This is a genomic window from Paracoccus sp. SSJ, from assembly GCF_030234105.1.
Taxonomy (GTDB): domain Bacteria; phylum Pseudomonadota; class Alphaproteobacteria; order Rhodobacterales; family Rhodobacteraceae; genus Paracoccus; species Paracoccus denitrificans.
The window spans coordinates 191457-214484 of record NZ_JASSPE010000005.1 but is presented as its reverse complement, the minus strand read 5'-3'; the positions used below and the strand labels follow the sequence as shown (position 1 = coordinate 214484).

21 protein-coding genes and 1 tRNA gene are annotated in these 23028 nt (G+C 64.4%); 15 read left to right on the top strand and 7 right to left on the bottom strand.

Annotation, left to right across the window (positions count from 1 at the left end; genetic code table 11):
* Positions 1-9: 9 nt before the first annotated feature.
* From QPR87_RS07630 to QPR87_RS07605, 6 genes are all read right to left on the bottom strand, one after another.
* Positions 10-786 (bottom strand): ParA family protein, encoded by a 777-nt coding sequence (locus tag QPR87_RS07630; protein ID WP_011746356.1) that lies wholly within the window; start codon positions 784-786, stop codon positions 10-12.
* Positions 779-1360 (bottom strand): 16S rRNA (guanine(527)-N(7))-methyltransferase RsmG, encoded by a 582-nt coding sequence (gene rsmG / locus QPR87_RS07625; protein WP_285048990.1) that lies wholly within the window; start codon positions 1358-1360, stop codon positions 779-781. The genes QPR87_RS07630 and rsmG overlap by 8 nt, the downstream gene beginning before the upstream one ends.
* Positions 1360-3219: a tRNA uridine-5-carboxymethylaminomethyl(34) synthesis enzyme MnmG gene (gene mnmG, locus QPR87_RS07620; RefSeq protein WP_285048988.1), complete on the bottom strand. Its 1860-nt coding sequence runs from the start codon at positions 3217-3219 to the stop codon at positions 1360-1362. The genes rsmG and mnmG overlap by 1 nt, the downstream gene beginning before the upstream one ends.
* An 8-nt stretch (positions 3220-3227) precedes the next feature.
* A complete protein-coding gene (gene mnmE / locus QPR87_RS07615) occupies positions 3228-4487 on the bottom strand; it encodes a tRNA uridine-5-carboxymethylaminomethyl(34) synthesis GTPase MnmE (protein WP_285048987.1) in 1260 nt (419 codons plus the stop codon).
* Positions 4488-4503: 16 nt separating this feature from the next.
* The gene (rho, locus tag QPR87_RS07610) at positions 4504-5775 is read right to left on the bottom strand and encodes a transcription termination factor Rho (RefSeq protein WP_041529676.1); all 1272 of its coding nucleotides are present in this window, start codon (positions 5773-5775) and stop codon (positions 4504-4506) included.
* 125 nt (positions 5776-5900) lie between these two features.
* Entirely contained in the window at positions 5901-6347 is a 447-nt protein-coding gene (locus tag QPR87_RS07605; protein ID WP_285048984.1) for a CopD family protein, read from the bottom strand.
* Between QPR87_RS07605 and QPR87_RS07600 the strand changes: the two genes are divergently transcribed.
* The 12 genes from QPR87_RS07600 (at position 6346) to QPR87_RS07550 (ending at position 19410) form a co-directional block, all read left to right on the top strand.
* A complete protein-coding gene (locus QPR87_RS07600) occupies positions 6346-6567 on the top strand; it encodes a hypothetical protein (RefSeq protein WP_285048983.1) in 222 nt (73 codons plus the stop codon). The genes QPR87_RS07605 and QPR87_RS07600 overlap by 2 nt on opposite strands.
* Before the next feature lie 496 nt (positions 6568-7063).
* Complete coding sequence (locus QPR87_RS07595) at positions 7064-8302, top strand: aromatic ring-hydroxylating oxygenase subunit alpha (protein WP_285048982.1); 1239 nt, start codon at positions 7064-7066, stop codon at positions 8300-8302.
* A complete protein-coding gene (locus QPR87_RS07590; RefSeq protein ID WP_011749106.1) occupies positions 8302-9378 on the top strand; it encodes an FAD-binding oxidoreductase in 1077 nt (358 codons plus the stop codon). Before QPR87_RS07595 ends, QPR87_RS07590 begins: the two co-directional genes overlap by 1 nt.
* 152 nt (positions 9379-9530) lie before the next feature.
* Entirely contained in the window at positions 9531-10130 is a 600-nt protein-coding gene (locus QPR87_RS23740) for a twin-arginine translocation signal domain-containing protein (protein WP_011749105.1), read from the top strand.
* Between the two features lie 12 nt (positions 10131-10142).
* Positions 10143-12614, top strand: coding sequence for a formate dehydrogenase-N subunit alpha (fdnG, locus tag QPR87_RS07585; protein WP_502921602.1), 2472 nt, complete (start codon positions 10143-10145; stop codon positions 12612-12614).
* Entirely contained in the window at positions 12611-13609 is a 999-nt protein-coding gene (fdxH, locus tag QPR87_RS07580; RefSeq protein ID WP_285048979.1) for a formate dehydrogenase subunit beta, read from the top strand. Before fdnG ends, fdxH begins: the two co-directional genes overlap by 4 nt.
* Positions 13609-14295: a formate dehydrogenase subunit gamma gene (locus tag QPR87_RS07575; protein WP_104493178.1), complete on the top strand. Its 687-nt coding sequence runs from the start codon at positions 13609-13611 to the stop codon at positions 14293-14295. The genes fdxH and QPR87_RS07575 overlap by 1 nt, the downstream gene beginning before the upstream one ends.
* Positions 14296-14319: 24 nt before the next feature.
* Complete coding sequence (gene fdhE, locus QPR87_RS07570) at positions 14320-15228, top strand: formate dehydrogenase accessory protein FdhE (protein ID WP_285048977.1); 909 nt, start codon at positions 14320-14322, stop codon at positions 15226-15228.
* Between the two features lie 19 nt (positions 15229-15247).
* The gene (gene selB / locus QPR87_RS07565) at positions 15248-17179 is read left to right on the top strand and encodes a selenocysteine-specific translation elongation factor (RefSeq protein ID WP_285048976.1); all 1932 of its coding nucleotides are present in this window, start codon (positions 15248-15250) and stop codon (positions 17177-17179) included.
* Positions 17180-17275 (top strand) — tRNA-Sec (locus tag QPR87_RS07560).
* A 20-nt stretch (positions 17276-17295) separates the two neighbouring features.
* Complete coding sequence (locus QPR87_RS07555; protein ID WP_285048974.1) at positions 17296-18351, top strand: aldo/keto reductase; 1056 nt, start codon at positions 17296-17298, stop codon at positions 18349-18351.
* 93 nt (positions 18352-18444) lie between these two features.
* Entirely contained in the window at positions 18445-19410 is a 966-nt protein-coding gene (locus QPR87_RS07550; protein ID WP_041530001.1) for an NAD(P)H-dependent flavin oxidoreductase, read from the top strand.
* 120 nt (positions 19411-19530) lie between these two features.
* On the opposite strand, the gene QPR87_RS07545 is transcribed toward QPR87_RS07550, so the two are convergent.
* On the bottom strand, positions 19531-20334 hold the full coding sequence (locus QPR87_RS07545; protein WP_011749097.1) for a response regulator: 804 nt from the start codon (positions 20332-20334) through the stop codon (positions 19531-19533).
* Between the two features lie 93 nt (positions 20335-20427).
* Between QPR87_RS07545 and QPR87_RS07540 the strand changes: the two genes are divergently transcribed.
* From QPR87_RS07540 to QPR87_RS07530, 3 genes are read left to right on the top strand one after another with little or no spacing between them, the layout of a single operon-like run.
* Entirely contained in the window at positions 20428-20574 is a 147-nt protein-coding gene (locus QPR87_RS07540) for a NepR family anti-sigma factor (protein WP_011749096.1), read from the top strand.
* A gap of 5 nt (positions 20575-20579) precedes the next feature.
* Positions 20580-21173 carry an RNA polymerase sigma factor gene (locus tag QPR87_RS07535; RefSeq protein ID WP_011749095.1) on the top strand — a complete coding sequence of 198 codons (594 nt, stop codon included), beginning with the start codon at positions 20580-20582 and terminating at the stop codon, positions 21171-21173.
* 9 nt (positions 21174-21182) lie between these two features.
* Positions 21183-22964 carry a histidine kinase dimerization/phosphoacceptor domain -containing protein gene (locus QPR87_RS07530; RefSeq protein ID WP_285048971.1) on the top strand — a complete coding sequence of 594 codons (1782 nt, stop codon included), beginning with the start codon at positions 21183-21185 and terminating at the stop codon, positions 22962-22964.
* Positions 22965-23028: the final 64 nt, after the last annotated feature.

Sequence of the window (23028 nt, the reverse complement as noted above, 5' to 3'; positions counted from 1 at the left end):
GATTCCTCCTCAGGCGGTCGCGAGTTGACGGGACAGGAACTCCCTTGCCAGATCGCGATAGGCGTGGCTTCCCTTGGAGTTCGGATCGTATTGCAGCACCGGCATGGCGTGCGATGGCGCCTCGGACAGCCGCACATTGCGCGGAATCACCGTGCGATAGACCAGGCCGGAAAGCGTGCTGCGCGCATCCGCCTCGACTTGCTGAGACAGGTTGTTGCGATTGTCGGACATGGTCAGCAGCACGCCCTCGATGCGCAAATCGGGATTTGCGGTTTGCCGCACCTCGCGCACCGTCATCAACAGCTGCGAAAGCCCCTCCAGCGCATAGAACTCGGCTTGCAGCGGCACCAGGACGCTGTCCGACGCCACCATGGCATTCACGGTAAGAAGGCCAAGCGCCGGCGGACAATCGATCAGAATATAGTCGAATTCCGAAGGAGCCGACAGTTTCCGGCGCAAAAGCTGGGTCCGACCGGGTCGGTTGGAGAGCTCGAAATCCGCCGAGGCAAGGTCGCGGTTCGACGGCACGACGCGGAGATTGGCAATCGCCGTGTCGCGCAGCGTTTCCTGCAATGCGCGCTCCCCGGTCAGCAGGTCATAGGACGTCAGCTCGCGTTCTTCCAACGGCACGCCCAAACCAGTGGAGGCATTGCCCTGCGGGTCAAGGTCAATAATGGCGACGCGCTGACCTTGTTCGGCCAAGGCCGCACCAAGATTGATTGCCGTGGTAGTCTTTCCGACCCCACCCTTCTGGTTTGCAACAGCAATGATGCGTGTGTCAGGCATGGCGGAGTCCCGTGATTTCCAGAATGGCCGCGTCAGGATCTGTCGCGCTTTGGTGGGTTTTCAGGTCGAACTTCCAATCGCTTTGCGCCTGAGAAACCTCGGCTTGCCAGTTTCGGCCTTTCATCAGCCATGCTGTTCCAGACGGGCTCAGGTGCCGCTCTACATATGCCATGAGCTGCGGAAGCGGAGCAAGGGCTCTTGCACTGAGATTGGCGGCATCGAGCCGATCCAAAGCCTCGATGCGTTTGCACAGCACCTTTGCGTGCGGCAGTGCCAGCTCGCGAATGGCATTGCGCAAGAACGCCGCCTTGCGCTGGTCGCTTTCCACCATGGACAGCTCCAGATCGGGCCGCATGATCGCGACCACGATGCCGGGAAGCCCGCCACCGCTGCCCAGATCGACCCAGCTTCCTTGTGCATTCTTCGCGATCTCGACCAGATGCAAACTGTCAGCGATATGACGCGCCTCGATCTGATCAATTGTCGAAGCAGCAATCAGATTGATGGCCGGATTCCATTTCCGCAACAGCCCGGCATAAGTCGCGAGGCGTTCTGTTTCACGTGAAACACTCATCAGGCGCTGCGGCGATTGCCGGCACGGATCACGGCGAGGATCAAGGTCAGCGCAGCCGGGGTCATCCCCTCGATATTCGCAGCGGCAGCCAGCGTTGCCGGGCGATGTTGGTTCAGCTTGAATTTGAGTTCGTTGGACAGGCCAGAAAGCGCGTCATAATCAAACTCGGCTGGTATGGCTACTGCCTCTTCCTTTCGGAGCAGCTCGGCATCCTTGCCCTGACGGTCCGTATACTGATGATAAAGCGCATCTGTGGCCAACTGGCGGATGATGGCGGGATCTTGCAATACAAGCTGATCATCCAGCGCAAGGACTTGATCTTGCGGTATTTCCTGCTGAGCCAGCAGAGCAAACAGGCTGCGTCGAGCCCCATCGTGACGCACCTCGATCCCCGAACGGGAAAGCTCCGTCGGAGTAAAGGATATGGACTCGGCACGGTCCCGCGCCGCAGTATAGCGCCGCATCTTTTCAGAGAATGCCGCTCTGCGCTCCTGGCCGACACAGCCAATATCGATACCAAAAGGCGTCAAACGCTGATCAGCGTTATCCGCGCGAAGCGAGAGCCGGAATTCGGCACGCGACGTGAACATGCGATAGGGCTCGCTGACACCGCGCGTGGTGAGATCATCGATCATCACCCCGATATAGCTTTGCGACCGGCTGAAATGCAACGCCTCGCGGCCTTGCGCCTTCAATGCGGCATTGAGACCAGCGACCAGCCCTTGCGCCGCCGCCTCTTCATAACCCGTCGTGCCATTGATCTGCCCGGCCAGGAACAGCCCTGACAAATTCTTGACCTCCAGCGACGCAGCCAAGGCACGCGGGTCAACATAGTCATATTCCACCGCATAGCCCGGCTGCACGATCTGCGCCTGTTCAAGACCACGGATTGAACGAACGTAAGCGAGTTGGATATCTTCCGGCAAAGACGTCGAAATCCCGTTTGGATAGACAAGATCGCTATCCAGACCTTCCGGTTCCAGGAAGATCTGATGCGATTCCTTATCGGCAAAACGGACGACCTTGTCCTCAATCGAAGGGCAGTATCGCGGTCCCACGCCATCGATTCGCCCCCCATACATCGCTGATCGCGCAAGGTTTTCGCGAATTATTCGGTGCGTGTCGGGGTTGGTATGCGTGATCGCGCAGCTGACTTGCGGAGCTTCCGGCACCGTATTCAGGTAAGAGAACATCACCGGCTCTTCATCACCCGGCTGCTGATCCAGGCTCTCCCAATCGATGGTCTGCCGCAGAATGCGCGGAGGCGTTCCAGTCTTCAATCTCCCCAGCGGCAGGTTCAACGGGCGGAGCGAAGCGGCCAAGGTCACGGAGGCGGACCCGCCCCAGCGGCCTGCTTGGCGGCTGATTTCCCCTATGTGAATCAAACCGTTCAGGAATGTTCCGGTGGTCAGGATGATCTGCCGCGCCTGCAATTCGCTACCATCGGCCAGCCGCAAGCCAGTGACTTGGCCACGCTGATGCAGTAATTCGGCAGCCTCGCCCAGGATCAGAGACAGACCGTCCTGTCCGGCCACTATCTTCGCCGCAGCCGAACGATAAAGCTTGCGATCCGCCTGTGCACGAGGCCCTTGCACAGCAGGACCCTTGCGTCGGTTCAAAAGCCGAAACTGAATGCCGGCGGTATCGGCGAGCTTCCCCATGACTCCATCGAGCGCGTCGATTTCTCGGACCAGATGGCCCTTTCCCAGCCCCCCGATCGCAGGGTTGCAGGACATGGTGCCGATATCGTCGCGGTGCAACGTGACCAGCGCGGTTTCCACACCCATGCGGGCCGCAGCCATGGCCGCTTCCACGCCGGCATGGCCTCCACCAATCACGATTACGTCGAATTGTTTCACGTGGAACCTTACTTTCCGATACAGAAGGAACTGAAGATCTCGTCCAGATAATCCTCGGCCCCGACCCGCCCAACCATCATCGCCAACGCTTGCGCTGCCTGCCGCAAGGCTTCTGCCAGAAACTCCGGTGCCAAGCTGCCTTCAATCTCCAAAGCCGCCGCCGCGCGCTGCAAGGCTTCTGCCTGTCGCTTATGCCCAACCAACCCGGAATCGGCAGCCCTGACTCGCAGCCGATCATAGACCAAATCCAGAAGCTCCGCGACCCCTTCCCCGGTCAGGCCGGAAATGGCATTTTCCTCGCCCCGGCCCAGATCCGCCTTGGAACGGACGATGATATCGCCCTCCATCACGGCTTCTTCAGGAACACCATCGACCGACAAATGGATGCGCAGATCCGCTTCCGCAGCCCGTTGCACAGCTCGTGCAACCCCCATCGCCTCTACCGGATCACTGCTCTCGCGCAGGCCGGCCGTATCCAGGAAAGTTACCGGCAAGCCACGCAAATCCGTATGCAATTCAAGGATATCCCGCGTGGTCCCCGCAATCTCTGAAACCAGCGCGATTTCCCTTTGGCCGATCCGGTTCAGCAAAGTCGATTTCCCGGCATTTGGCGGTCCAATGATGGCCACTTCATAGCCCTGGCGCAGCCGTTCGGTGGCCGGATAGCTTGCCAACATCCCCTGAATATCGCTGCAGACCGTCTTTATCAGTTCCAACGCCTCTTCAGGAACCTCATCAGGCACTTCCTCATCGGCAAAATCGATGCTGGCCTCGATCAATGCGCCGGCGCGGATCAGTTTGGACCGCAGCTCGTCGGCCTTGCGTCCCAACTCGCCTTCCGTCGCTCGCATGGCAAGCTTGCGCTGTGCCTCGGTCTCGGCCGAAAGCAGGTCAGCCAAACCTTCGGCTTCGGCCAGATCGATGCGACCGTTGAGGAAGGCGCGCTTGGTAAATTCGCCTGCTTCGGCGCGCCGCAATCCCCTTGCCAGCAACGCCTGCGACAGTCGGCTGGCGATGACGGGCGCGCCATGCAGATGCAGTTCGGCCACTTCCTCGCCGGTAAAGCTGTGACCTTCCGCAAACCATATCACCAGCGCGCGGTCGATCAGGTCGTCGCCATCCCGCAACGCCCGCAACGCCACCATCCGGGGCGTTGCAACTGGTCCAGCCAAGGATTCCAGTGTCGTATGCGCCTTCGGTCCGCTGAGGCGGACAACGGAAACGCCCCCTCGACCGGGCGGGGTCGCCTCGGCAAAGATCGTATCCACCGCATCCTCCGCGCCGTCAGGCGTTCATCGAATCGAAGAATTCGCCATTGGTCTTGGTCTGCTTCAGCTTCGAGATCAGGAATTCGATGGCATCCGTGGTCCCCATCGGGTTCAGGATACGCCGCAGCAGATAGGTCTTTTGCAGATCCTTGGCATCGACCAGCAATTCTTCCTTGCGGGTGCCGGACTTGAGAATATCCATGGCCGGGAACACGCGCTTGTCGGCCACCTTGCGATCCAGCACGATCTCGCTGTTGCCGGTGCCCTTGAATTCCTCGAAGATCACCTCATCCATGCGCGAGCCGGTATCGATCAGCGCCGTAGCGATGATGGTCAGCGAACCGCCCTCTTCGATATTGCGGGCCGCGCCAAAGAATCGCTTCGGACGCTGCAAGGCATTCGCGTCGACACCGCCGGTCAGGACCTTGCCCGAACTGGGCACCACGGTATTGAAAGCCCTACCAAGTCTCGTGATAGAATCCAGAAGGATCACAACATCTCGTTTATGCTCGACAAGGCGCTTGGCCTTCTCGATCACCATCTCCGACACGGCGACGTGCCGGCTGGCCGGTTCGTCGAAGGTCGAGGAAATCACCTCGCCTTTCACGGAACGCTGCATATCGGTCACCTCTTCCGGCCGCTCGTCGATCAGCAGCACGATCAGATAGCATTCCGGGTGATTCTTCTCGATCGAATGGGCGATGTTCTGCAGCAACACCGTCTTGCCGGTGCGCGGCGGCGCCACGATCAACGAACGCTGGCCCTTGCCGATCGGCGCCACCAGGTCGATGATCCGGGCCGAACGGTCCTTGATGGTCGGATCCTCGATCTCCATCTTCAGGCGTTCGTTCGGATAAAGCGGGGTCAGGTTGTCGAAGGCGACCTTGTGGCGGGCTTTCTCGGGATTCTCGAAGTTGATCTTCTCGACCTTGGTCAGGGCGAAATACCGTTCGTTCTCGCCCGGGGCGCGGATCACGCCCTCGACCGTGTCGCCGGTGCGCAGGCTGTGCTGGCGGATCATGTCGGGGCTGACATAGATGTCGTCGGGCCCCGGCAGATAGTTCGCCTCGGGCGAGCGCAGGAAGCCGAAACCGTCCTGGACAACCTCCAGCACGCCGTCGCCGCCGATCTCGAAGCCTTCCTCGGCATGCTCCTTGAGGATCGAGAACATCATCTCGCCCTTGCGCATGGTCGAGGCGTTCTCGATCTCCCACTCCTCGGCCATGGCCAGCAGGTCGGCCGGGCTCTTGGCCTTGAGATCGGACAGGTTGAGGCGTTCTTCGGTCATGTCTAGCCTATGGGCGCGCACTATCCGACGCATGATCGGTCCGCGCAGAAAACTGTGTCAGGAAAAACCCCACCGGACGGCGGTTGCGGGTCACATAGGCAGAATCCGGGCGCGAGTCAATTCTTCTAGAATTTCACGATCACCGACAGCACGATCAGGACCATGAGAAGGGTCGGAACCTCGTTCATCATGCGATAGCGCCGGCCGCTTAGCCCCTGGCCAAGCAGAAGCGCCTTGCGCTGGCCGGCCAGCCACATGTGAAACCAGGTCATTCCCAGCACCCCGGCTGCCTTGGTCCAGGGCCAGATCATCGTCCAGTCCACGATGCCAGGCGTCAGCACCAGCGCAAGACCTGCGATCCATGTGACGATCATCGCCGGATTCATGATCAGGTGCAGCAACTTGTCTTCCATGATCCGAAAGGATTGCACCGGCTCTTGCCCAAGATGGCCGCGTTCGGCGTGATAGACGAACAGCCGGGGCAGATAGAACAGTCCAGCCATCCAGGAAAGCACCGCCATGACATGCAAGGCTTTGATCCAGGGATAAGCGAGCGGCAGGAAATCGGTCATGTCACACCTCCGGCGCACCTTCTCTCTATCAAAAAGAAATAAAGATAAAGATAAGGATGTTGTTGTGGTTGGCCCTGTGGATGACGGGAAACCCCCGTTTCACGACAAAATTCCCCAGCTGGCGGCATTTGGGGAAAAAACGTGCCCTAAAGATCTGTTATTGAAAAAACGTCAAGGAAACAGCGGTATAGCTGGAATGCACCTGTGGATAAGTTTGTGAAAATTTTTCTTTTCTACAGCTTGTGGGCTGTTTGTGACAGGTTTTGGACATGTGGAGAAACCGGCTTCGTTCATGCTCTGTCCTCTCATCGGATCTGGAGGGCAGGAGGAAGGGGCGCGATCTCCACAGATCCCGCCCCCTGAGTCGCCCCGGCTTATCCACAGGGTTATGCGCGCGGGGTCTCCCCGCGACCGGACGGAGGCCGTCCGTCCCGTCCGTCCCGGGAACAATCCCTTGAAAAACCCCCGGGGAAAGGGTTGCTGCAAGCCGCCGGCGGCGGATCGAAAACAGGATCATCTGCTTGTCGCGATATTCGGCTGCCTGCGCACCGTTTCGCTCTGCGGTGTGCCGCTCGCCTCGTTGCGGCACGCTGCGGCGAGGCGCAAAACCGGCCGATGTCCGTTTCCGTCATCCGGGCGTCGCATTTGGCAAGTTGCGGCCGGGCAAAGGGGTGCAATGCTTTGCGCAGGATGCCCCTTTGTGACGGAATCAAGCCATGCTGAACACAGCTGAAATCCTGGACCAGCTCGCCAACCGGCGGAAGAACTTCTCGCTCAGCCGCGACCTCTACTGCGACGAGGGCGTCTTTCATGCCGATCTGGAAAACCTCTGGTATCGCGAATGGCTCTTTGCCATTCCTTCCTGCGACATCCCCAAGACCGGTAACCACGCCACCCTGCAGATCGGCGAATATCCGGTGGTGATCGTGCGCGGCGCCGACGGGCAGATCCGCGCCTTTCACAACGTCTGCCGCCATCGTGGCCAGCGGCTTTGCCCCAAGCAGAACGGCACGTCGCCCAAGCTGGTCTGCCCCTATCACCAATGGACCTATGACCTCGACGGCAAGCTTCTGTTCGCCCGCGACATGGGCCCCGATTTCGATCCGTCGAAATTCAGCCTCAAGCCGGTGCATTGCCGGACCGAGGGCGGCATGGTCTTCATCTGCCTGGCCGACAATCCGCCGGATTTCGAGCAGCTCGGCGGTTTCCTGCGCGACTATGTCGGCGCAAGCGACCTGTCGAACGCCAAGGTCGCCTTTACCTCGACCATCGTCGAGAAGGGTAACTGGAAGCTGGTGATCGAGAACAACCGCGAATGCTATCACTGCGGCGGCAGCCATCCCTCGCTTTGCCGGACCTATTCCGACAACCCGCTGATGACGGTGATGGAGGGGCCGAATGCCGCCTCGCCCGAGATCCTGTCGCATTGGAACCGCTGCGACAAGGCCGGCCTGCCCGCGCGCTTCGTGAACGAGCCGGGGATGCAATGGCGCTTTGCCCGCGTGCCGCTGCTGAACAATGCCGAAAGCTTTACCATGTCCACCAAGGCGGCGGTGAACCGGCGCATGGGCACGATCCCGTGGAACGATGCGGGCAGCCTGATGTTCTATCACTTCCCGTCGAGCTGGAACCACTTCCTGCCCGACCATGCCATCGTGTTCCGCCTGCTGCCGATCTCGCCCACCGAGACCGAGGTGACCTCGAAATGGCTGGTCCACAAGGATGCGGTCGAAGGGGTCGACTACGACCTGCAAAAGCTGACCGAGGTGTGGCTGGCGACCAACGACGAGGACCGCCGCGTGGTCGAGGAGAACCAGAAGGGTATCCTGTCCCCCGCCTATGAGCCCGGCCCCTATTCCCCCAACCAGGAAGAGGGCGTGATCCATTTCGTCGACTGGTATGTGCAGCAGATGATGGATCGCCTGTCGCCGCGTCCGGCCATGGCGGCGGAATAATGGCAGTCCTGGTCAAGGCATTCGGCGACCGGCCGTGGAAGGATGACGAGCCGCTGGAATGCGCGATGGTTGTGCCCGAGACCTCGGACACCGCCACCTTCACCTTCCGCGCGCCTTCTGGGGCCTATTTCGACTACCAGCCCGGCCAGTTCGTCACGCTGGACCTGCCGGTCCCCGGCGGCAACGTGCAGCGGACCTATACGATCAGCTCCAGCCCCTCGCGGCCGCTGTCGATCTCGGTCACGGTCAAGGCGCAGCCGGGCAGCGTCGGCGGGCGCTGGATGATCGACCATCTGCGGCCGGGGATGCGGCTGAAGGCCTTTGGGCCGGCGGGGATCTTTTCCTTCGTCCGGCACGAGGCGCCGAAATACCTGTTCATCTCGGCCGGCTCGGGCATCACGCCGGTGATGTCGATGACCACCTGGGCCTGGGATTCGGGCGAGATGCCGGACATCGTCTTCGTCCATGCCGCGCGCGCCCCGGCCGACATCATCTTTCGCCAGCGGCTGGAGGGCATGGCCGACCGTGTTCCGGGCCTGCAACTGCGCTTCGCGGTCGAGGAATCCGACCCGTTCCGCACCTGGCACGGTTATCGCGGCCGGCTGAACCAGATCATGCTGGGCCTGATGGCGCCGGATTACCTGGAGCGCGAGGTGTTCTGTTGCGGACCCGAGCCCTTCATGCAGGCGGTGCGCGACATGCTGATCGCCTTGGGCTTCGACATGGACCACTATCACCAGGAAAGCTTCGGTGCGCCCATCCGCAACGAGGCCGAGGCGCCGGTGCTGGACGACGTGGTCCCGGACGAGGAAAGCGCTGCCCAGATCACCTTCGAAAGCTCGGGCGTGGTGGCGAAGTGCCAGGAAACCGACACCGTGCTGGCAGTGGCCAAGGCCAACGGGCTCAACATCCCCTCGGGCTGCACCTTCGGCCTTTGCGGCACCTGCAAGGTCAGGAAAACTGCCGGCGAGGTGCATATGGTCCATAACGGCGGCATCACCGACGAGGACATCGAGGAAGGCTATATCCTGGCCTGCTGCTCGCATCCGATCGGTGCGGTCTCGGTCGAGGTCTGAGCCTCCGTTATGCAACAATAAACACAACGGAATAACAAGAACTTGAGGGCGCGGCCACGGCTGCGCCTTTTTCGTGCCAAGCTTGACAGAACTACCATACCGCGCGATCCTGACCCCGTACCTATCTCTTCGACAGGCAAAAGGAGGGCACGATGAATATCGACCTCTCGCGGCGCGGTTTCCTGAAACTGGCGGGTGCGGGTGTCGCGGCGACATCGCTGGGGGCCATGGGCTTCGGCGGAGCCGAGGCGGCGGAACAGGCGCATGTGCGCGCCTTCAAGCTGGCCTCGACGACCGAGACGCGCAACACCTGTCCCTATTGCTCGGTGGCCTGCGGCATCATCATCTATTCGGACGGCGACCTGAAGGCCGGCGAAGAGGCCAAAGTGGTGCATATCGAGGGCGACGCCGACCATCCGACCAACCGCGGCACGCTTTGCCCGAAAGGCGCGGCGCTGAAGGATTTCGTCAATGCCGAGACGCGGCTGACCACGCCCCGCATTCGCCGCCCCGGCGCGGCGAGCTTCGAGGAGATTTCCTGGGAAGAGGCGCTGGACAAGATCGCCCGCGCACTCAAGGACGACCGCGACGCCAACATGGTGCTGACCAACGACGACGGCGTGCCCGTCAACCGCTGGACCACCACCGGCTATCTGGCGGCCTCGGCCACCACCAATGAAACCGCATGGCTGACCTACAAGGTGGTCAGGTCCATGGGGATCGTCGGATTCGACAACCAGGCGCGCGTCTGACACGGCCCCACGGTGTCCAGTTTGGGCCCGACATTTGGCCGTGGAGCGATGACCAACTCCTGGACCGACATCAAGAATACCGACCTCGTTGTCGTCATGGGCGGCAATGCCGCCGAAGCGCATCCCTGCGGCTTCAAATGGGTGACCGAAGCCAAGGCCACGCGCGGCGCCAGGCTGATCGTGGTGGATCCGCGCTTTACCCGCACGGCTTCGGTAGCCGACTATTATGCGCCGATCCGGCCCGGTTCGGACATCGTCTTCCTGATGGCGATGATCAACTGGCTGATCCAGAACGACAAGGTGCAGTGGGACTATGTGAAGAACTTCACCAACGCCCCCCTGATCGTGAAGGACGAATACGGCTGGAGCGACGGGCTGTTCACCGGCTACGACCCGGAAAAGCGCGATTATGACAAGTCGAGCTGGGACTACGTGATCGGCGAGGACGGCTTTGCCGCCGTGGACATGGCGCTGGAGCATCCGCGCTGCGTCTGGAACCTGCTCAAGGAGCATGTCTCGCGCTACACGCCCGAGCTGGTCGAAGAGGTTTGCGGCACGCCCAGGGACCGCTTCCTGAAGATCGCCGAGATGATCGGCGAATGCTCGGCGCCCGACAAGACCATGACCTCGATGTATGCACTTGGCTGGACCCAGCACTCGAAAGGGGCGCAGAACATCCGCGGCATGGCGATGCTGCAGCTGATCCTGGGCAATATCGGCGTCCGGGGCGGCGGGATGAACGCGCTGCGGGGCCATTCCAACATCCAGGGCCTGACCGATATCGGGCTGATGTCGAACCTGATCCCCGGCTATCTGAACATCCCGACCGAGAAAGAGCCGGACTGGCAGACCTACATGTCCAGCCGCAGCTTCAAGCCGCTGCGTCGGGGCCAGACCAGCTATTGGCAGAACTATCCCAAGTTCATGGTCAGCTTCATGAAGGCGATGTGGGGCGACGCGGCCACGGCCGAGAACGACTGGGCCTATCACTACCTGCCCAAGCTGGACGTGCCGACCTATGACATCCTGCGCATGTTCGAGCTGATGAATGCGGGACAGGTGAACCTGTATTTCTGCCAGGGCTTCAACCCGCTCCTGTCCTTTCCGAACCGGGCCAAGGTCACGGAGGCGCTCAGCAAGCTGAAGCTTCTGGTGGTCATGGACCCGCTTGAGACCGAGACGGCGCATTTCTGGGAAAACCACGGCGAGCACAACGACGTGGACACCGCCTCGATCCAGACCGAAGTGCTGGAACTGCCCTCGTCCTGCTTTGCCGAGGACGACGGCGCGCTGGTCAATTCGGGGCGCTGGCTGCAATGGCACTGGTCGGCGGCGACCCCGCCCGGCCAGGCCAGGCATGACACCTGGATCATGGCGCAGATCTTCCTGCGGGTGAAAAAGCTCTATCAGGAAGAAGGCGGCGTGTTCCCCGACCCGATCCTGAACCTGACCTGGAACTATGCCGATCCCGACGAGCCCTCGCCCGAGGAACTGGCCAAGGAGATGAACGGCCGGGCGCTGGAGGATGTCTACGACACCGCCGACCCGACGAAACTGCTGACCGCCAGGGGCAAGCAGCTTCTGAACTTCAGCCAGTATCGCGACGACGGCTCGACCATGGGCGCCTGCTGGATCTACTCCGGCTGCTGGAACGAGGACGGCAACAACATGGCCCGCCGGGACAATGCCGACCCCGACGAGACCGGCGCCTATCCGAACTGGACCTTTTCCTGGCCGCTGAACCGGCGGATCCTCTACAACCGGGCCTCGGCGGATATGCAGGGCCGGCCCTGGGATCCCTCTCGCAAGCTGCTGGAATGGGATGGCGAGAAATGGACCGGCTACGACGTGCCCGACATCGCGCCCACGGCCAAGCCCGGCGATGTCGGTCCGTTCATCATGAACCAGGAGGGCGTCTCGCGCCTGTTCACGCGGGGCATGATGCGCGACGGTCCCTTCCCGACGCATATGGAGCCGTTCGAGTCGCCCATCGCCAACGTGTTCAACCCGCAGATGCGCGGCAACCCGGTGGCGCGGGTCTTTGCCAGCGATGCCGAGCAATTCGCCACCAGCGAGGAATTCCCGATCGCGGCGACCTCGTATCGCCTGACCGAGCATTTCCACTACTGGACCAAGCACAACCGCATCAACGCGGCCTTGCAGCCCGAGTTCTTCGTCGAGATCAGCGAAGAGCTGGCCGCCGAAAAGGGCATCCGGCGAGGCGGCTGGGTGCGGGTCTGGTCCAAGCGGGGCGAGGTCAAGGCCAAGGCGTTGGTGACGGGGCGGCTGAAGCCGATGCAATGCGGCGACAAGCTGGTGCATGTCATCGGCATCCCGCTGCATTGGGGCTTCATGGGTGCGGCGCGCAAGGGGTTCGGGCCGAACAGCCTGACGCCCTTTGTCGGCGACGCCAATGTGGAAACGCCTGAATTCAAGGCGTTCCTGGTCAATATCGAACCCGCGACAGGGGAGGCCGTGTCATGACGACGGAACCGAACCTCGACAGCCCGCGCACGGCGGTCTCGAACCCGCCGGTGCAGCCGATGCAGGCCAACCTGGGGCCGGGCGATGTCGTCCGTTCCTCGGCTATGCCCGACCTGCCGCCGCCGACGCGCGAGTTGACGCCGGTGGCCAAGCTGATCGACGTGTCGAAATGCATCGGCTGCAAGGCGTGCCAATCGGCCTGCGCCGAATGGAACGACACCTATCCCGAGATCGAGCAGAACGTCGGCCTTTACGAAAACCCGCACGACCTGACGCCCGACATGTTCACCCTGATGCGGTTTTCCGAATACGAGAACCCGCAGACCGGCGATTTCGAATGGTTGATCCGCAAGGACGGCTGCATGCATTGCGCCGATCCGGGCTGTCTCAAGGCTTGCCCGGCCCCCGGCGCCATCGTGCAATATTCGAACGGCATCGTGGATTTCATCCACGAGAACTGCATTGGCTGCGGCTATTGCGTGACGGGCTGTCCGTTCAACATCCCGCGCATCAGCCAGAAAACCCATGTGAGCTACAAATGCACGCTGTGTTCGGACCGGGTGGCGGTAGGCCAGGGTCCGGCCTGCGCCAAGGCCTGCCCTACCCAGGCCATCGTCTTCGGCACCAAGGAGGACATGCTGGCCCATGCCGAAGCGCGGGTCGAGGACCTGAAGTCGCGCGGCTACGACAATGCCGGCATCTATGATCCGCAGGGGGTGGGCGGCACGCATGTCTTCTATGTGCTGCATCATGCGGACCAGCCCTCGCTTTACTCCAACCTGCCCGAGGAGCCGCGCATCTCGCCGGTGGTCGAGGGCTGGAAGGGCGTGACCAAGACGCTGGGCCTGGCCGCCATCGGTGCAGCGGCCATCGGCTCGGTCCTGCACGGGCTGATGACACGCGCCAACAAGGTCTCGGCCGAGGATGAAACCCATGCCGAGGAACTGGTCGAGGCGCGCGAACCCCCGGTCCCGCCGGGAAGGGAGGTGCTGTGATGCCGAAACGCATGTTCTCGCAACCGGGCGACCATATCGAAAGCCGGCATCCGGTCACGGTCAGCCGCTATCGCGGCATCACCCGGCTGAACCACTGGGTGACGGCGGCCAGCCTGATCGTGCTGCTGCTTTCGGGGCTGGCGCTGTTCCACCCCTCGCTCTACTTCCTGACCGGGCTGTTCGGCGGCGGGCAGACGACGCGCTGGCTGCATCCCTTTGTCGGCGTGCTGCTATTCTTCAGCTTCCTGTTGCTGTTCCTGCAGATGTGGCGGCTGAACCTGCCCCGCCCCGAGGATCGCACCTGGGTCAGCCATATCGGCGAGGTCGTCCGCGGCGAAGAGGAGAAACTGCCCGAGCTTGGCAAATACAATGCCGGGCAGAAATTCGTCTTCTGGGCCATGTCGGTGCTGATCGTGGTGCTGATCGTGTCGGGCGTGATGATCTGGCAGCAATATTTCCCCGACCTGGTCTCGATCCCGGTGCGGCGCTGGGCGGTGCTGATCCATGCGCTGGCGGCGGTGGCGATCATTCTGACCTTCATCCTGCACGTCTATGCGGCGATCTGGACGCGGGGCACCATCCGCGCCATGACGCGCGGCACGGTGACCGGCGGCTGGGCCTGGCGGCACCATCGCAAATGGCTGCGCGAACTGGCTGGACGCGAGGGAGGCGGCCCGGCAGAGTAGAGCAAAGCGATCCGAAAGGAAGCCATGTCCACTGCCCTGAAACCCGATCCCGCGATGATCGGCGGCGTCGCCAAGGTTCCGCTGGCGCGCCTGCCCCAGCCCGTGGCGCTGTTCTCGACCCGCGCCGAGCGGTTCGATTTCCTGGCCGGGCACAGCCCGAACCTTGCGCCCTACCTGCGCTTTCTGGCCGGCATCTGCCGGGCGCAGGCCGATCTGGCCCGCGAATTGCCCCAGCCCGAACCGTTGCCGCCCGAGCGGATCGAACTGGCCCGCGCCAGCCGCATGCCGCCGCTCGACCGCAATGCCATGCGCGAGGGGCTGGCACAGGCGCTGCCCCTGCTGCTGGAGCGGCTCGCGTCCCTTGAGATGCCCGAACCCGCCCGGCTGGCGCTGGCGGCATTGCAGGCGGCAGAGCCCTCGGATCTGGGCTGGGTGATGGGCAATGTGCTGGCCGACACCATCCCCGAGGACAGCGTGGCCCCGCATCTTTTCGCCGCCGCCGCCTTGCAGGTCCATGCCGCGATGCAGGCGGCGACGCTGGATGCCGCGCAACTGGTGCCGATCCGCACCGGTACCTGCCCGGCCTGCGGCGGCCGGCCGGTCGCCAGCCTGGTGACCGAAAGCATCGGCGCCGAAGGGGCGCGCTATTGTTCCTGCGCCACCTGCCAGGTGCTGTGGAACGAGGTACGGGTGAAATGCCTCTGCTGCGGCTCGACCAAGGGCATCAGCTATCGCTCGGTCGAGACCGGCGAGGCCACGGTCAAGGCCGAGGTCTGCCGCGAATGCGATCGCTGGGTCAAGGTCCTGTATCAGAACCGCAATCCCTCGCTGGAACCCGTCGCCGACGATGTGGCGAGCCTGGGCCTCGACCTGATGATGCGGGACACCGAATGGAAGCGGGGCGGCTTCAACCCCTTCCTGACCGGCTATTGACGGTGGTGCGGCGCGGCTCATGATCGTCGGCACGGCAGGTCACATCGACCATGGCAAGACGGCGCTGGTCCGGGCGCTGACCGGGGTCGAGACCGACCGGCTGGCCGAGGAAAAGGCCCGCGGCATCACCATCGAGCTGGGCTTTGCCTATGCCGATCTGGGCGGCGGCGGCGTGACGGGCTTCGTCGACGTGCCGGGGCATGAGAAATTTGTCCATACCATGCTGGCCGGCGCCGGCGGCATCGACCTTGCCCTGCTGGTCGTCGCCGCCGATGACGGCATCATGCCGCAGACGCGCGAGCATCTGGCCATCCTGGACCTTCTGGGCATCACCCGCGGCATGGTCGCGCTGACCAAATCCGACCTGGCGCCGCCCGAACGCATCGCCCGGCTTTCCGCCGGGATCGCCGAATTGCTGGCCCCCACCGGCCTTGCCGGTGCGCCGGTCTTTCCGGTTTCGTCGCTGACCGGCGCGGGCATCGACGCCTTGCGCGCCGCGCTGGTGCAGGCCGAGGCCGAAACCGGCGCCCGCGCCGCCGAGGCGCGCTTTCGCCTTGCCATCGACCGCAGCTTCACCCTGGCCGGGACGGGCACCGTCGTTACCGGCACGGTGCTGTCGGGCCGGGTCGCCCTGGGCGACCAGATCGCCATCAGCCCCTTGGGCCTGCCGGCCCGGGTGCGCGGTATCCACGCCCAGAGCCGCAAGGCCGAAACCGGGCTTGCCGGCCAGCGCTGCGCCCTGAACCTTGCCGGCGAGGGGGTGACGCGCGAGGCGATTCACCGCGGCGACGTGGCGCTGGACCCCGTGCTGCACGCGCCGACCCAGCGCATCGACGTGATCCTGCGCGCGCTGGACGGCGAGCCCAAGCCGCTGGCCACCTGGTTCCCCGCCCGCCTGCATCTGGGTGCTGCCGAAACCGGCGCGCGCATCGTGCCGCTGGAGGGGCCGCTGGCCCCGGGCGAGGAGGGGTTGGCGCAGCTTGTCCTGGACCGTCGCCTGGCCGCGACCGTGGGCGAACGCTTCATCCTGCGCGACGTTTCGGCCCGGCGCACAATCGGCGGCGGGCGGCTGGTCGACCTGCGCGCGCCCGCCCGCCACCGCACCCGACCCGAGCGTCTGGCCGTCCTGCGCGCCATGGCCCTGCCCGATCCTGACAAGGCGCTGGCTGCCATGGCCGGGCTGGCGCTGGTCGACCTCGACGCCTTCGCCCGCGACCGCGCCTTGTCGCCGGCCGAGCTTGACCGGGCCATTGCCTCCTCGGGCATCGCCATCGTTCCGGGCACGCGACAGGCGCTAAGCCCCGCCTGGCTGGGTGCGCTGCGCGAACGGATGCAAGCGGAACTGGCCGCCTTTCACGCCGAGAACGCCGATCTTCAGGGGCTGGGCCGGGAAAAGCTGCGGCTCTCGCTGGACCCGCGCCTGCCCAAGCCCGATTTCGCCGCCTTCCTGCGGGCCGAAGCGGCGGCGGGGCGCATCGCGCTGGACGGTGCCTTCATCCGCCTGCCTGGCCACCTGCCCCGCCTCTCGCCCGAGGACGAGGCTCTGCTGGAGCGCATCCTGCCGCGCCTTGTTGGCGAGGAACGCTTTCGCCCGCCGCGCGTGCGCGACTTTGCCCAGGAATTCGGCGCCGACGAGCCCGAGGTCCGCCGCATCCTGCGCATGGCCGCGCGCCAGGGCCGCATCGACCAGATCGCCCATGACCATTTCTTCGCCCGCGCCACCACGGTCGAGATGGTCGGCATCATCCGCGACATCGCGGCCCAGGCGCCGGACGGCTGGTTCACCGCCCCGGATTTTCGCGACCGGGTGCGGAACGGGCGCAAGGTGGCGATCCAGATCCTTGACTTCTTCGACCGGCTCGGTCTGACCTTGCGTCGGGGGGATCTTCGTCGCATCAACCCTCACCGGATCGACCTGTTCACCCCGGACGGGCCGGACGGTCGGGGATAGGGAAGAGAAGCGTCCCCGGTGGGGCGGCCGGACTTCAAATCCGGTTGGGGCAGTGAGCCTGTCCCGGGTGGGTTCGACTCCCACTCTCTTCCGCCAGATGCGACGAAAGGACGGCAATGGACAGCACCACGCTCGGCACCAGCGATCTTCGCGTCAGCGGGGTTTGCCTGGGCACGATGACCTTCGGCAACCAGACGGCAGAGGCCGAGGCGCATGCGCAGATGGATCGCGCGCTGGCCGCCGGCATCACCTTTTTCGACACGGCCGAGCTTTATCCGGTGAACCCGGTGCGGCGCGAAACCGTGGGCCTGACCGAAGAGATCGTCGGCGCCTGGCTTTCCGCCCGCGGCACCCGCGACCGGGTGCAGATCGCCACCAAGGCGACGGGCCCCGGCGACAAGGTGCGGGCCGAGGGCTTCGACGGTGCCATCCTGCGCCGGATCATCGATGCCTCGCTCAGGCGGCTGAAGACCGACCATATCGACCTCTACCAACTGCACTGGCCGGTGCGCGGCAGCTATGCCTTTCGCCAGAACTGGCGCTACGATCCCTCGAAACAGGATCGGGCTGCGACGCTTGCGCATATGGAGGACGTTCTGGCGGCGCTGGACGAGGCCGTGCGCGCCGGCAAGATCGGCGCCTTCGGCCTGTCGAACGAATCCGCCTGGGGCACGGCGCGCTGGATCGACACCGCCGAGCGCATCGGCGCGCCGCGCGTGGCGAGCATCCAGAACGAATATTCGCTGCTCTACCGCGCCTTCGACACCGATCTGGCGGAACTGGCGGTGAACGAGGGCGTGACGCTTTTGGCCTATTCGCCGCTGGCGGCGGGGCTTCTGACCGGGAAATACCTGGACGGGGCCGAGCCGGCGGCCAGCCGCGTCGCCGCCGACCGCGCCACCGGCGGGCCGGGCGATCTGGGCGGACGACGCACCCCGCGCGCCGATGCCGCCGTCGCCGCTTGGCGCGGGCTGGCGGCCGAACTGGGGCTGGATCCGATCCACATGGCCATCGCCTTCACCCGGCAGCGGCCCTTCCATGCGATCCCGATCATCGGCGCCACCGATACGGCACAGCTCGACCATCTGCTGGCCGGGCTGGATCTGCGGCTGTCCGACGAGGCGCTGAAGCGTATCGACAGGCTGCATCGCAGCCACCCGCTGCCCTACTGAACCGCAGGCCCGGGCGCTTGCGACGCCACGGCAGGGTTGGCAGCGTGGCAGGGCGCGGGCAATCTGCCCAGGTCACCTGCCCATGAGGATTTCATGCTGCCCCCGATCCTGTCGCATCTGCGCATCCCCGTCGTCGCCTCGCCCATGTTCATCGTATCGGGCCCCGAACTGGTGATCGCGCAATGCAAGGCCGGCATCGTCGGCAGCTTTCCCGCGCTCAACGCCCGCGAAAAGGACGGCGAGCCGCCGCTGCTCGACGCCTGGCTGACCCGGATCCAGGACGAGCTGGACCGCCACAACCAGGCCAATCCCGACAATCCCGCCGCGCCCTTCGCGGTGAACCAGATCGTGCATCGTTCGAATGCACGTCTGCAGCGCGACATCGAAATCTGCCACAAGCATCGCGTGCCGATCTGGATCACCAGCCTCGGCGCCCGCCCCGAGGTGAACGCGGCGGCGCATGATTGCGGCGGCATCGCGCTGCACGACATCATCAACAACAGCTTCGCCAGGAAGGCCGTCGAGAAGGGCGCCGACGGGCTGATCGCGGTGGCGGCTGGCGCCGGCGGCCATGCCGGGCCGCAATCGCCCTTTGCGCTGGTGCAGGAAATCCGCGAATGGTTCGACGGCCCGTTGCTGCTGTCAGGCGCGATCGCCACCGGCCGCGCGGTTCTGGCGGCGCAGGCGATGGGCGCGGATCTTGCCTATGTCGGCAGCCCCTTCATCGCCACCGATGAGGCCAACGCCCAGCCCGAATACAAGCGCATGATCGTCGATTCCGGGGCCGAGGACGTGGTCACCTCGTCGCTGTTCACCGGGGTTTCGGGCAATTACCTTGCGCCTTCGATCCGCGCGGCCGGCCTCGACCCGGCCAGCCTGGAGCGCGGCGACGTCTCGGACATGAATTTCGCCGATGCCTCGTCGCGGCCCAAGGCGTGGAGCCAGATCTGGGGTTCGGGCCAGGGCATCGGTGCGGTGCGCGAGGTGGTGCCGGCGGGGGCGCTGGTCGACCGGCTGGCGCGGGAATATGCCGAGGCGCGGGCGGCAATCTGCGCCTGATGACGAAAGGCAGGCAGGTTGCCTCCTGCCCGCCGCTTCTTCGTTCTTCAAATACTCATGCGGCCGTGCCAGCGGGCCGATCGGTTCCGTCGTAGAACCAAAGGCTCGCAAGGAACCGCGTCAGGCGACGCTCAGCCCCTCGGTCGAGGCAAAGAACATCGCCTGGCTTACCGCCGAACGCACCTGTTCCTCGGAATAGGGCTTCGAGATCAGGAAGGCCGGTTCCGGCCGGTCCCCGGTCAACAGCCGCTCGGGGAAGGCGGTGATGAAGATCACCGGAATATCGCCCATGCTGGACAGCAGCTCGTTCACCGCCTCGATGCCGGACGAGCCGTCGGCCAGCTGGATATCGGCCAGGATCAGGTCCGGGCGGCTTTGATGCGCCAGGTCGATTGCGGCGGCATGGGTGCGGGCGATGCCAGTGACATCGTGGCCCATGGCCTGCACGATGCCCTTCAGGTCCATGGCGATGATGGTCTCGTCCTCGATCACCATGACCTTGCCGGTCAGCGCCTGGCTCATCTCGTTCAGGGCGATCTGCACCAGTTCCTCGGCCTCGGCCTGCGGGCATTGCATGACTGCGGCGATCTGGTCGTAGCGCAGTTCCTCGATGGTGCGCAAAAGCAGCGCCTCGCGGGAATTCGGGGTCAGGCCGCGCAGATGCGCCTGGGCGCTGGCCTCGCGCGGGGACTGCGCCTCCAGCTCGACCGGCTGGCCCGAGCTTTGCCAGATGGCATGGAAGGTGCGGAACAGCCCGATGCGGGTGTCCTCGCCATCCATCAGGCTGCGATCGGTCAAGATCGCCTCCAGCGTGGCGGCGGCGTAATTGTCGCCGGCGGTCTGGCTGCCCGTCAGCGCACGCGCGTAGCGCCGCAGATAGGGCAGTTCCCGGCTGATGGACTGGGCGAGATCCGCTGCGGTCATGGCTACCTCGAAAAAAGCGTCGTGTGTTGGAACCTGATCGGATAGGTAACGGTTAGGCAAGGTGCGCACAAGATTACCGGGAATAACTAAAAAATGAATACCAGGCGTGAGGAACGCAGGCGAGCAGCCATAGAAAAGCAGATCGACGAGAATCTGCGCCGAGTCTACGAGCAGGACACGACCCAGCAGATTCCCGACAGGTTCCTGCAATTGCTCGACAAATTGCGCGAGCAGGAGTGAACTGCATGACCGATCGAAAATCGGCGCGAACCGCCCGTTCCGGCGCCCATGGCGATCCTCGGGACGAGCTGGTCGATCATCTGCCGGCGTTGCGCGCATTCGCGCTGTCGCTGACGCGCGAGGGGGCCTCGGCCGACGACCTGGTGCAGGACACCATCGTCAAGGCCTGGACCCATATCGACAAGTTCCAGCCCGGCACCAACCTGCGGGCCTGGTTGTTCACCATCCTGCGCAACACCTTCTATTCCGCCCGCCGCAAGACCAAGCGCGAGGTCAGCGATACCGACGGGGTCCATGCCGCCCGTCAGGCCACCCGGCCCGAACATGACGGCCGCCTGGCGCTGAACGATTTCCGCGCCGCCTTCGAGCAATTGCCCGACGAGCAGCGCGAGGCGCTGATCCTGGTGGGCGCCTCGGGCTTTTCCTATGAGGAAGCGGCGGCGATGACCGGGGTCGCCGTGGGCACCGTCAAGTCGCGCGCCAATCGCGGCCGCCGCCGGCTGGCCGAGCTTCTGCAACTGGAGGAGGGCGAGGAGCTGGAGATGACCGACCGCGCCACGCTGGCGGTGATGGCGCAGAACACCCCGATCCTGCGCTGAGATACCGTCGTGCTGCGGCGGCTGCTGGACAAGCTGGAATTCACCAAGGGGCTCGGCTTCCGGCTGGGCGGCCTGTTGTCGGTGGCGATCCTGCCCATCGGGCTGATCTCGGTCATCCAGACGCTGCACCTGTCGCGCGAATACCAGCGATCCTCGGAAATCGCGCTGCTGGGCCGCACCGCCACCGCCGCCGCGGGAGAGCGCGCGCTGTTGCAAAGCGCGCTCGGCACCGCCGATGCGCTGGGTCCGGCGGTGCTGGAGACGATGGACCGGCCGCAAGCCTGTTCCGACATCATGCGCGGCCTTGTCCAGCGCACGGTAAACTTCGTCTATGCCGGGTTCACCCGGCTGGACGGGGTGACGGAATGTTCCTCGGTGCGCGGGGTGCATGACCTGACCGGCGAATCCGCCTTTCAGCAATTCATCGACAGTCCCGGCACGCTGGTCACCACCAGCACCGACGGGCCGGTCACCGGCAAGTCGGTGGTGGTGGTGATCCAGCCGCTTTATCGCGGGGTCGAGCTTCTGGGCTTCATCGCCGTCTCGATGTCGCACGACCTGCTGCGCTCGACCCATGTCTCGGGGCTGGGGACCGATGGCGCGCGCATCCTGACCTTCAACAACCAGGGCGAGGTCATCTCTTCGGACCGCGAGGGCGAGGGCGACATCGCCGAAGTGCTGCCGCGCGGCAAATCCCTGCCCTCGCTGCTGTCGCGCAGCGAGACGACCTTTCGCGACATCTCGAACTCGGGCGAGCGGCGGGTGTTCAGCGTCGTGCCGGTGGTGCCGGGCCTCGTCTATGCGCTGGGGTCGTGGAACCGGGCCGAATCGGGCATCACCGGCATCGACATCACCCGGCGCACGGCGCTGATCCTGCCGCTGATCCTGTGGGCCGCCTCGCTGGCCGTGGCCTATTTCGCGGTCTATCGCCTGGTGCTGCGCCATATCCGCGAGTTGCGCAGCCAGATGCGCCGCTTTGCCATCGGCGACCGCTCGGCCCCGCCGCCGGTGCTGGCCGACGCGCCCGCCGAGATCGAGGACATGAGCCAGACCTTCCACAACATGGCCCGCATCCTGATCCGCGACGAAGAGGCGATGGAGGCCGCCGTCAACGAAAAGACCGTGCTGCTGAAAGAGGTGCATCACCGGGTCAAGAACAACCTGCAATTGATCGCCTCGATCATCAACATGCAGATCCGGGTGATCGACCACGACGATGCCCGGCGCGTTCTGCGCTCGGTGCAGGATCGGGTGGCGTCGCTGGCGACGATCTATCGCAACCTCTATCAGGCCGAGCATCTGGATTCGGTCGAGGCCGACCGGCTGATCCGCGACATCATCAACCAGATGACCAACGCCTCGGTCGGCCCCGGCGCCGGGCTGCGCATCGACACCCGGTTGGAGCCGCTGGTGCTGATGCCGGACCAGGCGGTGCCGCTGAGCCTGCTGGCGACCGAGGCCTTCACCAATGCGCTGAAATACTCCGGCGTCTCGGACCCCGAGGCCGAGCCGTGGGTGCGGGTTTCGCTGCGCGCGGACGGGCCGGGCCATGCCGTGCTGGAGGTCGAGAACTCGATCGGCGCCAGCAGCCTGGCCGAAGGCACCGGCCTGGGCAGCCAGTTGATCGAGGCTTTCGCCACCCAGTTGGAGGGCGAGGCCGAGCAGGAGATGGGCGACGGCCGTTTCCTTTTGCGGCTGCGGTTCCGGGTCGAGAATCTGCCCAAGCGCGACGGGGCCGAGATGCCGCAGGTGGTGCTGACCTCGGCCGCGCGGCCGGGATCGCGGCACTAGGGACGGGGTCTCGCGGCGATCCGCGCCCGGCCATTGCTGCCTGCGCTGCCGCCTGTTACCGTCA